13 protein-coding genes are annotated in these 11,408 nt (G+C 71.4%); 3 read left to right on the top strand and 10 right to left on the bottom strand.

What is annotated here, in order from left to right; genetic code table 11:
• Positions 1 to 644, bottom strand: a 644-nt coding sequence (locus H036_RS23175) for a class E sortase (RefSeq protein WP_017935837.1), incomplete at its 3' end; no start/stop codon positions are given.
• 7 nt (positions 645 to 651) lie between these two features.
• Positions 652 to 1,641: an aldo/keto reductase gene (locus H036_RS0116120; RefSeq protein WP_017935836.1), complete on the bottom strand. Its 990-nt coding sequence runs from the start codon at positions 1,639 to 1,641 to the stop codon at positions 652 to 654.
• Between the two features lie 75 nt (positions 1,642 to 1,716).
• Here H036_RS0116120 and H036_RS0116115 point away from each other — a divergent pair, with 75 nt between their 5' ends.
• Positions 1,717 to 2,091, top strand: coding sequence for a hypothetical protein (locus H036_RS0116115; RefSeq protein ID WP_017935835.1), 375 nt, complete (start codon positions 1,717 to 1,719; stop codon positions 2,089 to 2,091).
• Positions 2,092 to 2,136: 45 nt separating this feature from the next.
• Here the strand turns inward: H036_RS0116115 and H036_RS0116110 are convergent, their stop codons facing one another.
• From H036_RS0116110 to miaA, 6 genes are all read right to left on the bottom strand, one after another.
• Entirely contained in the window at positions 2,137 to 2,847 is a 711-nt protein-coding gene (locus tag H036_RS0116110) for an SGNH/GDSL hydrolase family protein (protein WP_157417474.1), read from the bottom strand.
• Positions 2,848 to 2,912: 65 nt separating this feature from the next.
• Complete coding sequence (hflX, locus tag H036_RS0116105) at positions 2,913 to 4,397, bottom strand: GTPase HflX (RefSeq protein WP_017935833.1); 1,485 nt, start codon at positions 4,395 to 4,397, stop codon at positions 2,913 to 2,915.
• 112 nt (positions 4,398 to 4,509) lie between these two features.
• A complete protein-coding gene (locus tag H036_RS0116100; protein ID WP_017935832.1) occupies positions 4,510 to 5,286 on the bottom strand; it encodes an SDR family oxidoreductase in 777 nt (258 codons plus the stop codon).
• A gap of 75 nt (positions 5,287 to 5,361) precedes the next feature.
• Positions 5,362 to 6,219 (bottom strand): diaminopimelate epimerase, encoded by an 858-nt coding sequence (gene dapF / locus H036_RS0116095; protein ID WP_017935831.1) that lies wholly within the window; start codon positions 6,217 to 6,219, stop codon positions 5,362 to 5,364.
• On the bottom strand, positions 6,219 to 6,836 hold the full coding sequence (locus tag H036_RS0116090) for a pyridoxamine 5'-phosphate oxidase family protein (RefSeq protein WP_017935830.1): 618 nt from the start codon (positions 6,834 to 6,836) through the stop codon (positions 6,219 to 6,221). Before H036_RS0116090 ends, dapF begins: the two co-directional genes overlap by 1 nt.
• Entirely contained in the window at positions 6,833 to 7,786 is a 954-nt protein-coding gene (gene miaA, locus H036_RS0116085; RefSeq protein WP_026146108.1) for a tRNA (adenosine(37)-N6)-dimethylallyltransferase MiaA, read from the bottom strand. The genes H036_RS0116090 and miaA overlap by 4 nt, the downstream gene beginning before the upstream one ends.
• A gap of 64 nt (positions 7,787 to 7,850) precedes the next feature.
• Between miaA and H036_RS0116080 the strand changes: the two genes are divergently transcribed.
• A complete protein-coding gene (locus tag H036_RS0116080) occupies positions 7,851 to 8,033 on the top strand; it encodes an antitoxin (protein ID WP_017935828.1) in 183 nt (60 codons plus the stop codon).
• Between the two features lie 84 nt (positions 8,034 to 8,117).
• Here H036_RS0116080 and H036_RS23170 read toward each other — a convergent pair whose 3' ends face one another.
• Together H036_RS23170 and miaB are read right to left on the bottom strand one after the other, a co-directional pair.
• Positions 8,118 to 9,398 (bottom strand): Bcr/CflA family efflux MFS transporter, encoded by a 1,281-nt coding sequence (locus tag H036_RS23170; protein ID WP_232421889.1) that lies wholly within the window; start codon positions 9,396 to 9,398, stop codon positions 8,118 to 8,120.
• Between the two features lie 96 nt (positions 9,399 to 9,494).
• On the bottom strand, positions 9,495 to 10,952 hold the full coding sequence (gene miaB, locus H036_RS0116070) for a tRNA (N6-isopentenyl adenosine(37)-C2)-methylthiotransferase MiaB (protein ID WP_017935826.1): 1,458 nt from the start codon (positions 10,950 to 10,952) through the stop codon (positions 9,495 to 9,497).
• Positions 10,953 to 11,009: 57 nt separating this feature from the next.
• On the opposite strand from miaB, the gene H036_RS0116065 reads away from it, so the two are divergent.
• Positions 11,010 to 11,405 carry a hypothetical protein gene (locus H036_RS0116065; RefSeq protein WP_017935825.1) on the top strand — a complete coding sequence of 132 codons (396 nt, stop codon included), beginning with the start codon at positions 11,010 to 11,012 and terminating at the stop codon, positions 11,403 to 11,405.
• Positions 11,406 to 11,408: the final 3 nt, after the last annotated feature.

Genomic DNA, 11,408 nt, shown 5'->3' with positions numbered 1-11,408 from the left:
TCGGTGTGGAAGAGCTCGCTGCAGGTGGTGAGAGTGATCAGTCGCTGCCCGGGTTGCTGCGCCGGCTCCACCCCGCCGTCGGGGTTGGTCGGCAGCGGCGCCGTCACCCAGGTCGAGGTGAACGGCACCACCAGGGCGTTGCCGTCGTTGGTGAGCCGGTAGGTGTAGGTCACGGCTCTCGTCTCCACGATGATCGCGTCGCCGGCCTTGAGGTCCGGCATCCGCCGTAGCGGCTGGCCGTGGGTGATCCGGTGGGCGGCCAGCGCGTAGTTGCCGACCTCGCCAGGGCCGGCGGTCCCGCTGTAGTGCCCGAAGCCGGTAGCCAGCACCGCATCCGAGGTGCCTTCCAGGACCGGCACCGCGTAGGAGGAGCCGAAGCGCGGGATCCGGATGATGGCGGTCGCGTCACCCCAGCTGGTGCGCACCGACCCGTCGCCGTCGCGCCAGGCCTGCCGCAGCTGGCCGACCGCCTCGTCGCGGTGCCGGTGGCTGACCCACGTCGTGCCCCAGAACTCCCACGCCACGTAGCCCAGCAGCGAGAGCCCGACCGCGATCAGCGCGACGCCGGGCCACAGCAGCAGCCGGCGCCGCCCTACGCCGCCACGCCCCCTACGCCGGGGCACGCCGTGCGGCTCGATGGGCACGGCGCGCTCACCAGCGCGGGTGGATGGCTGCCCGCAGGTGGTCGTCGTAGATCCGCTGCACGCCGGCCAGCAGGTCCTCGCTGAGAGCGGGAAGTGCGCCGGCCGCGGCGTTCGCGCGGGCCTGGTCGACGTTGCGAGCACCGGGGATCACCGTGGTGACGCCCGGCTGCTGGGCGACCCAGGCGATGGCCACCTGGGCCGGCGTGGCGCCGTCGGGGCCGTGCTCGGTGGCCAGCGCGGCGAACTCCTTCGCGGCCTGCAGCCCGGTCTCGTAGTCGACCCCGGAGAACGTCTCGCCGACGTCGAACGCCTCCCCGCGTCGGTTGTAGCTGCGGTGGTCGTTGTAGGCGAACACGGTCTCGTTGCTGTAACGGCCCGACAGCAGCCCGCTGGCCAGCGGCACCCGGACGATGATGCCCACGCCCTTCGCCAGGGCGGCCGGCAGCACCTCGTCCAGCGGCTTGAGCCGGAAGGCGTTGAGGATGATCTGGACACTGGCCGCGCCGTGCTCGATCGCCGCCAGGGCCTGGTCGCAGGTCTCGACGCTGACGCCGTACGCCGCGATCGCGCCGTCGTCGACCAGCGTGCGCAGCGCGTCGTAGGTCGCCTCGTCCGCGACGGTCGCCGACGGTGGGCAGTGCAGCTGCACGAGGTCGAGGGTGTCCACGCCGAGGTTGCGCCGGGAGCGGTCGGTCCAGGAGCGGAAGTTCGCCAGGGTGTAATTCTGCGGCACCTGGTCGAGGCGGCGGCCCATCTTGGTGGCCACGGTCACCGGTGCGCCGCTGGTGCGCAGGTACTCGCCGATGATCTGCTCGCTGCGGCCGTCGCCGTACACGTCGGCCGTGTCGAAGAAGGTGACTCCCGAGGCGACACTCGCCTCGAGCACGGCCTGGGCGTCGGCCTCGCTGACCTCACCCCAGTCCGCGCCGAGCTGCCAGGTGCCGAGTCCGACGACGGAGACGTCCTTGCCGGTGCTTCCGAGAGTGCGCTGGTCCATGGGTCCATCTTGTCTGATCGGGTACCTGTCGCGTCATCACCCCCGGTGGGGGAGGTTCGGAGAGAGGAGAACGCGATGGCCGTCACGGCGTACGGCGATCTGCCGCTCGCGGACCGCGACCGGCGATGGGACGGCGCGGCCGCGGAGAAGCGGGTGCGTGCCTGGGCGAAGGCCGAGGACGAGCCGAACGAGCGTTACCGCGACGCCCATGTCTGGTACGACGCGGAGAACAAGCAGAACTTCACCGCCTACAAGCTGCTGATCGCCGACGTGGTGGACGGCAAGCTGGTCGCGGTGCCCCGCGGCGTGATGGCGGCGGGCAACGTCATGGACGGAGCCCGCGGCGGCGTCGACCTCCCGGAGAAGGACATCGACCGGGTCAAGGGCCACTTGGCGAAGTACTACAAGAAGATGGGCGACCAGGCGCCCTGGGAGCGCCCCACCGACTGAAGCGCACCACGATGACGGGGACCGAGCGCCCGCGAGCCTCGACCCTCAGGCCCGCTGCTGTGCGACGAACGCCGCGACTGCGGCCCCGAACGCGTCCGTACCCGCCTGCGTCGGGTGCAGCCGGTCGCGCTGGTAGGCCAACCGGAGCCTCACCGTGGAGTAGTACGGCACGTGCCGTTTGGCGCACAGTCCGGCGAGCAGCCGATCCACCCGCGGCACCTCCGCCGCGCGGCTGGGCGCCATCGCCGGACCGACCACGATCACGTGCTCGCCCCGCAGATCGGCCATCAGCCGATCGAAGCCGGCGGTGATGTCGCTCGACCGCTGGTCGAAGTCGTTCAGGCCGCCCTCGACCACGACGAGCGCAGCACCGTGGCTCACGTCGGCACGCGCGCGGTCGGCGTAGGACACCAGATGGCAGCCCGACGCGTGCTCGCTGAACCCGGAGCCGGGGAAGCCGTCGACGTCGACCCGACCCGCCAACCGCGCCGGCCAGGATCGGTCGGGGTTCGCCAGACCGAACCCGGCCGACCACGAGTCGCCGATCACGACGACCTTGCGCCCGCTGCCGGTCGGGCGCGCCGCGCGCCAGTGCTGGTCGTGGCTGAAGCGCAGGCAGCGGGCATGGAGCACCGCGTCCGCGTCGGCGCGGTCGTGCCAGGCGACGCCTTCGACAACGGCGCCGATCATCAGCGCGACGACGAGGGCGAGCAGCAGATAGAAGCGGCGGGACCGCCCCAGGACCAGCAGTGTCACCATCTCATGATGCGTCGCCGACCGGCTCCGCGCAGCAGAATCGGGGAGTCGTGATCAGGCTGGGATCAGATCCCGTACGGCGCCAGCTCGCCGGCCAGGTCCGCGTTGACGCGGCCGGTGATCTCGGTGCCGTCGGCGGTGTGCTCGAGCCGGTCGATCTCGCCCTGCTGGTGGACGCGGTTGACCAGGTCGCCGCGCTCGTAGGGCAGCAGCACGTGGAAGGCCGTCCCCGGACGCGGCAGGTCCGCCTCGACTGCCTGCACCGCATCGGCGATGCCCAGACCGGTCTTGGCGGAGACCACCACCGAGTGCGGCTCGGCGCGCTGAAGCCGCTGGAGCACCAGCGGGTCGGCGGCGTCGGCCTTGTTGATCACCACCAGCTCGGGGACCTGGGCCGCGCCGATCTCGGCGAAGACCTCGCGCACCGCGCTCAGCTGGCCCTCGGGGTCGGGGTGCGAGCCGTCCACGACGTGCAGGATCAGGTCCGCGTCGGCGACCTCCTCCAGCGTCGAGCGGAACGCCTCGATGAGCTGGTGCGGCAGGTGCCGGACGAAGCCGACGGTGTCGGACATCGTGTAGACCCGACCGTCGGCCGTCGTCGTACGCCGCGTGGTCGGGTCGAGGGTGGCGAAGAGCGCGTCCTCGACCAGCACGCCGGCGTCGGTGAGCCGGTTGAGCAGCGAGGACTTGCCGGCGTTGGTGTAGCCGGCGATCGCCACCGCGGGGATCTGGTTGCGCTGTCGGGTGGCCCGCTTGGTGTCGCGGGTGCCCTTCATCTCCCTGAGCTCGCGGCGGAGCTTGGCGATCTTGTCGTTGATCCGGCGCCGATCGGTCTCGATCTTGGTCTCACCGGGGCCACGGCCGCCGATGCCGACGCCGTTGGCGGCCCGGCCGCCGACCTGGCGGGAGAGGTTGCCACCCCAGCCGCGCAGGCGCTGCTTCATGTAGCTGAGCTGGGCCAGCTCGACCTGGGCCTGGCCCTCCTTGGACTTCGCGTGCTGGGCGAAGATGTCGAGGATCAGTGCGGTCCGGTCGACCACCTTGACCTTGAGCCGGTCCTCCAGGTTGCGCAGCTGGCTGGGCGCGAGCTCGCCGTCGCAGACGACGGTGTCGGCGCCGGTGGCCGCGACGATCTCGCCGATCGCCTCCACCTTGCCGCGCCCGACGTACGTCGCCGGATCCGGCGACTGCCGACGCTGGTAGATCGCCTCGAGCACCTCCGAACCGGCGGTCTCGGCCAGCAGCGCCAGCTCGGCGAGGCTGTTCTCGGCGTCCTCGATGGTGCCCTCGGTCCAGACACCCACCAGGACGACCCGCTCCAGCCGCAGCTGGCGGTACTCGACCTCGGTGATGTCCTCGAGCTCGGTGCGCAGGCTCGCCACGCGGCGCAGGGCGTGCCGCTCGGCGAGCTCCATCGCGCCGACGGTCTGCTCTTCGGGATCCTCGTCGTCGGCGTAGCCGGACGAGAACTCGTCGGGCTCGCCGGGCTCGTCCCAGTCGGTGGTCTCGTCGAGCTCGTTCGCGAGGCTGAAGTCATGTGCGTTCGTCATACAAGATCAAGGGTACGGCGGTACGCCAACGACTTTCCCCCGAGTTTGCACAAATGGCCGCCGAATCTGCACTTCTGGTGCGGACTCGGCGGCCATTTCGACCGACTCGGCGTTACTTGGGAGGCATCCGGATACCGCCGTCGACCCGCACGACCTCGGCGTTCATGTAGTCGTTGGTCAGCAGCTCGAGCACCATCGAGGCGAGCTCGTCGGCGCTGCCCAGGCGCTTGGGGAAGAGCACGTTCTGGCCGAGGTTGGCCTTGAACTCGTCCGGGTTCGGGAATCCGTCGTAGATCGGGGTGTCGATCAGGCCCGGGGCGACGGTGTTGAGCCGGATGCCGGCGGCGGCCAGGTCACGCGCGATGGGCAGGGTCATCCCGACCACCCCGCCCTTGGACGCGGAGTAGGAGGCCTGACCGATCTGGCCGTCGAAGGCGGCGACCGACGCCATGTTGACGATCGCGCCGCGCTGGCCCTTCTCGTCGGGCTCGTTGCGGCTCATCACCGTGGCGGCCTGGCGGGTCATGTCGAAGGTGCCGATCAGGTTGATGGCGACGACCTTGGAGAAGGCCTCCAGCGAGTGCGCCGATTCCAGCAGGCCGTCCTTGCCGATGGTGCGCTGCGCCCAGCCGATGCCGGCGGAGTTCACGCACGCCCGCAGCGGGGCGATCGAGGCGGCCTGCTCGACGGCGGTGGTGATCTGCTCGGTGTGGGTGACGTCGACCTGCACGAAGATCCCCTTGACCTCCTCGGCCAGGGCCTCGCCCTTGTCGGCCTGCAGGTCGGCGATCACGACGGTGGCGCCGCGGGCCGCGAGCTGGCGCACGCAGGCCGCGCCGATGCCGCTCGCCCCGCCGGTGACGATGGCAGTGCTGTTGGTGAGATCCATGGCCGGACTCTAGCCGTCACACCAGTGTCGCCCGTGAGGGGCACGTCACAGCCTGCGGCCGGCCCGTGGGCCTGCTCAGAGGTTGGTGGTGCCGCTGGCCACCAGCACGGCGGGGCCGGTCAGCAGCACCCGGTTCGCGGCGGTCCAGGTGACGGTCAGCCGACCACCCGGCACGTCGACGACGTACGTCGCTCCGTCCGCCACGTGGCCATCGGCCTCCATCGTCGCGACCGCCGTCGCGCCGATGCCGGTGCCGCACGACCGGGTCTCCCCCACGCCGCGCTCGTGCACCCGCATCCGGAGGTGGGCCTCGCCGGCGCGCTCGACCAGCTCGACGTTGACGCCACGCGGGTACGTCGCGGCGTCGAACCCCGGCTGCTGGCTGAGGTCCAGCCCGGCGACGGGCACCTCGACCAGCGCCACCGCGTGCGGGTTGCCCATGTCGACGTGCCGCGCCTTCCAGGACTGGTCGCCGACCGAGACCTCGGACCAGCCCTGCAGCCGCGGCTCCCCCAGGTCGACGGTCCACAGCTCGCCGTCGAAGGTCAGCCTCTTGTCGCCGGCCCGGGTCGCGACGACGATCTCCTCGCCGACGCCGAGCTGGGCCCGCAGGTAGGCGGCGAAGACGCGGGTGCCGTTGCCGCACATCTCCGCGATCGAGCCGTCGGCGTTGCGGTAGTCCATGAACCACTCGCCACCGACCGTGGAGTCAGGTGCTCCGGGCCAGTCGGCCGCGTACGCCGCCGTACGGATGACGCGCAGCACGCCGTCGCCGCCGATGCCGGCGTGGCGGTCGCACAGCGCCCGCACCCGCTCGTCGCTCAGCGGGCCGTGCACCGAGCCGTCCGGGTCCGGCAGCAGGACGAAGTCGTTCTCGGTGCCGTGGCCCTTGACGAACCCGTAGTCGCTCGCAGGGCCGGTCGAGGCGGCCATCAGTAGAGCCCCTTGGAGTAGGACTCGCCGTAGTAGCTGTCGAGCTCCTCGAGGGTGCCGGGCGCGTTCTCGAACTGCTTGGCGATCACGGCCCGACGCGGGATGGTCTCGTGCGGCGCCCAGGACTCGTGCTCCCACAGCCCGCTGCGCAGGAACGCCTTCGCGCAGTGGAAGAAGACCTGCTCGATCTCCACGACCAGCGCCATCACCGGCCGGCGCTCCCGCACGCTCATCGCGTCGAAGAAGTCGGCGTCCCTGACCAGCCGGGCACGGCCGTTGATCCGCAGCGTGTCGGTGCGGCCGGGGATGAGGAAGAGCAGGCCCACGTGCGGGTTGGCGATGACGTTGAGGTAGCCGTCGGCACGCCGGTTGCCCGGTCGCTCCGCGATCGCGATGGTGGTCTCGTCGATGACGTGGACCAGGGAGCCGGCGGGGTCACCCTTCGGGCTGGCGTCGCACCGCCCCTCGGCGTCGCTCGTCGCGAGCACGCAGAACGGGCTCGCGGCCAGCCAGTCGCGGTCGATGTCGAGCAGCCGGGTCCGCTCCTTGTTCGCCGCGCGCTCGTTGGGCACGCCGAGCAGAGCCCGAAGCTCCTCGGCCGTCTCGATGGGCGTCACGCCTCTAGCCTATGCGCGGCCGCCACCGCTTTCTCGACCTGCTCGGGATCGTCGAAGCGCACCCAGACCACCCGCGCGTCCTTGCGGAACCACGCATCCTGTCGTCGGGCGAACTGGCGGGTCTTGACCGCGGTCTTGAGCTTGGCCTCGGCCAGGGTGAGGTCACCGGCCAGGTGCGCGGCGACCTCGCGGTAGCCGATCGCCATCGCCGCGGTGCGGCTCTCCAGCAGGCCGTGCTCCAGGAGCCCCGCCACCTCCGCGACGAAGCCCGCTTCGAACATCTCCTCCACCCGCTGCGCGATCCGGGCGTCGAGGGTCTCGCGGTCGATGTCGACGCCGATCTGGAGGGTGCGGGGGTCGGCGTACTCCTGGACCGGCAGACGGGCGCTGAAGGGCTTGCCGGTGATCTCGATGACCTCCAGGGCGCGCACGATGCGGCGGCCGTTGTCCGGCTCGATCCGCTCGGCCGAGACCGGGTCGAGCTCCGCCAGGCGGGCGTGCAGGGCGCGCGTGCCGACCCGCTCCAGCTCCTGCTCCCACCGCGCCCGCACGGCCGTCTCGGTCCCGGGGAACTCGAAGCGGTCCAGCAGCGCCCGGGTGTAGAGCGCGCTGCCGCCGACCAGCACCGGCACGGTGCCGGCCGCCCGAAGACGCCCGATCACGGCACGTGCCCGCTCCTGGAACTCGGCGACGGTGGCCGGGTGCGAGACGTCCAGTACGTCGATGAGGTGGTGCGGGATGCCGCGCCGCTCGGCGAGGGGCACCTTCGCCGTACCGATGTCCATGCCGCGGTAGAGCTGCATCGCGTCGGTGTTGACGATCTCCCCGCCCAGCCGCTGCGCCAGGTCGAGCGAGAGCGCTGTCTTGCCGGCCGCCGTCGCGCCCACCACCGCTACCAGCGGAACACCCGGGGAACCGTCGCCAGAGGGGCTGGAGGGCGTCGCAGACATGTGGTTAGTGTGGCAGCCGGACGCGGCGCCGCTCGGGCCGCCGCCTGACACCTTGGGGGAACACATGGGATTTCTCGATGACGCACTCGACAAGGCCAAAGACGTGGTCGAGGACCACGCGGACCAGGTCTCCGGCGCGCTGGACAAGGCCGGCGAGTTCGCCGACGACAAGACCGACGGCAAGTACACCGACAAGATCGCCGGTGGCGTGGAGAAGGCGAAGGACGCGCTGGACCTGGACGACTAGGTCCGAGGCGCTTTGCCACCATGCGGCGGGTCGCTCCGGCAGGGGCGGCCCGCCGTGTCGTCTGCCGGCGTGGGTGCTGGCCGGCTAGGGGGCAGGGTTGCGCGCGGCCGGCGCGGGCGAGGCACCCGCCGCGGCGGCCGTCGGCTGCGGACGCTCCACCCGGAAGGCATGCTCCAGGTCGGGGTGGCGCGCGACGTAGCGACGTACGGCGACGAAGGCGGCACTCGCGGCGAGGATGGTGCAGGTCATCACCACCGCCAGCGGCACCGCGGTGTCCTCGCCGGCGATCCCGCCCAGCGGCGAGACGAGGCCCGCGACCAGGAACATGAGGCCACCCCCGAGGCCGCTGCCCGATCCCGCCACGTCGCGGCTCTGCTGCACCGCGAGCGCGCCTGAGTTGCCGCTGACGAAGCCGAGCGCCGCGATCGCGACGAAGAGTGGGACCAGCATCAGGGTGCGGGGCAGCGGCGAGAGCACGACGATCAGCAGCACCAGGACGGCGACGACCGCGACCGGCAGCGCGCGGGAGACCGTGCGGGCGGGGTGGACGTGGTGCCGCGCGAGCCGCGAGGAGACGAAGTTGGCCGCGATCAGGCCGACGGAGTTCAGCGCGAAGCAGAGCCCGTAGCGCGAGCTGGAGAAGCCCAGGTAGCGCTCGAAGACGAACGATGAGGACGACACGTAGGTCATCAGGGTGGCGAAGCCGAGGACCTGGGTGGCGGCGTGCCCGATGTAGGCGGGGCGGCGCACCAGCGTGCCGAGGTGGCCGTAGCGGATCCGCGCGGAGCGGCGATCGGCGGGCAACGACTCCCGGATCACCAGCAGGATCACCACCACCTGCAGCAGGGTGAAGCCGCAGATGACGGCCAGGATGCCGCGCCACGGAATGGTCGAAGCGAGCACACCGCCGGCGACCGGCGCCACGATCGGGGCCACACCGATGATCGTGCCGAGCATGGTGACCGTGCGTGCCAGCGGGAACCCGCTCAGCCGGTCGGCTACCGACGCGCTGGCTGCGGTGACGCACGCACCGCCCGCGAACGCCTGGATCAGCCGGGCGGCGATGAGCACGCCGACGTCGGGCGCCAGCATCGCCGCCACGGAGGCGACCAGAGCGACCACCGCCCCGACGATCATCGGCCGGTAGCGCCCGAAGTGATCGGTGACCGGGCCCCAGAGCACCTGGCCGGCACCGATGCCGACCAGGAAGGCGGTCAGGGTCAGCTGCACCATCGAGGCGTCGGTGTGCAGCCCATGCGTCATCTCCGGGAACGACGCCAGGTAGAGGTCGGTGGAGATCGGTGCCGTCGCGCACAGCAGCGCCAACGTGGCGAGCAGCCGCCCAGGCATTCCGTCCTCACTCACTGGGACTTTTTATCACCGGAGGCCGAAGTCCGGCCTCGACGGGCCGAAGGGCGGACAGCTCCGCGCGGGGCGGCGTACGGACGCGGCGGCGCCGGATCAGCTGCAGGCAGGGGCGGCCGGGAGCGGCGCCGGGACGCCGATGGTCGGCAGCCCGAGGCCCACGGTGCGCGTCTCCTCGGCACGGCCCTGCCGCGCCTCCCAGGCGTCGCCCGAACGGGTACGCCGCACCGACACGACCCGGTCAGCGACCAGGTGGTGCGGCGCCGCGTAGGTGACCTCCGCTGTCACCATGTCGCCCGGACGGGCATCGGTGGCCGCGAAGTGGACCAGCCGGTTGTCCGGTGCGCGACCCGACATCCGCCGGGTCTCACCGTCCTTGCGGCCCTCGCCCTCGGCAACCATCAGCTCGACGGTGCGGCCGACCTGGGTCTTGTTCTCCTCCCAGGCCAGGTCGTTCACCAGGTCCACCAGCCGCTGGTAGCGGTCCTTGACCACGTCGGGCGCGATCTGGTCCGCCATCGTCGCCGCCGGCGTGCCGGGGCGCGGGGAGTACTGGAAGGTGAAGGCACTGGAGAAGCGGGCCTGGCGGACGACCTCCATGGTCGCCTGGAAGTCGTCCTCGGTCTCGCCCGGGAAACCGACGATGATGTCGGTGGTGATCGCGGCGTGCGGGATGGCTGCGCGGACCCGGTCGATGATCCCCAGGTACTTCTCCCGGCGGTAGGAGCGGCGCATCGAGCGCAGGATCCGGTCGGAGCCGGACTGCAGCGGCATGTGCAGCGAGGGCATCACGTTGGCGGTCTCGGCCATCGCCTCGATCACGTCGTCGGTGAACTCGGCCGGGTGCGGCGAGGTGAAGCGCACCCGCTCCAGGCCCTCGATCGCACCGCACGCGCGCAGCAGCTTGGAGAACGCCTGGCGATCGCCGAACTCGACGCCGTACGCGTTCACGTTCTGGCCGAGCAGGGTGACCTCCGAGACGCCCTCGGCGACCAGCGCCTCGATCTCGGCCAGGATCTCGCCGGGACGGCGGTCCTTCTCCTTGCCACGCAGGGAGGGGACGATGCAGAAGGTGCAGGTGTTGTTGCAGCCGACGCTGACCGAGACCCACGCGGCGTACGGCGACTCGCGGCGGGTGGGCAGCGTGGAGGGGAAGACCTCGAGCGACTCGAGGATCTCCACCTGAGCCTCCTCCTGGACCCGCGCACGCTCCAGCAGCACCGGCAGCGAGCCGATGTTGTGGGTGCCGAAGACGACGTCTACCCACGGTGCCCGCTCGACCACGGTGCTGCGGTCCTTCTGGGCCATGCAGCCGCCGACGGCGATCTGCATGCCCGGGTGCTCGCGCTTGACCGAGGCGAGGTGGCCCAGGTTGCCGTAGAGCTTGTTGTCGGCGTTCTCGCGCACCGCGCAGGTGTTGAACACGACCACGTCCGCCTGCTGCCCATCGGGTGCGGCCAGGTAGCCCGCGTCCTCCAGCAGCCCGGAGAGGCGCTCGGAGTCGTGGACGTTCATCTGGCACCCGTAGGTGCGGACCTCATACGTGCGAGCCATAACGGAAAGAGCGTACGGCGGAGCGCGGGCGGCGCCGGAATCTGCGAGGCTGGAGCCATGCCCCGCAGCAGGTCCAACGCCAGGTCCCGCACCCGGTCCCGCTGGTCGATCGGCTCCACCGACTCGGTCCTCTCCCTGTGGTCCCACGGCTCGGTGCTCTCGATCGCGAGCGTGGGATCCTTCGCCTCGCTGGGCAGCGTGGGGTCGTTCGCCTCGACGTTCTCGCTCGGATCATCGATGTCGGTGGCCTCGTGGGGCTCGAACCAGTCCGGTGGCTCGCTGCTCTCCCACCAGAGCGAGGGCTCGGTGCTCTCCGCCCAGGCCAGCCGTGCGGTCGCCGGCTACCGCACCGACGGACCGTTGCCGCGGGCAACACTGAGCGGCATCGCGCTCGGCGCGGCATCGGCGGCGATCGTCGCCCTGGCCCTTCGCAGGCGCCCGGCCGACCGCTGAGCC

It is taken from the genome of Nocardioides sp. Iso805N, from assembly GCF_000364605.1.
Taxonomy (GTDB): domain Bacteria; phylum Actinomycetota; class Actinomycetes; order Propionibacteriales; family Nocardioidaceae; genus Nocardioides.
This window is presented reverse-complemented; position numbering and strand designations above follow the sequence as displayed.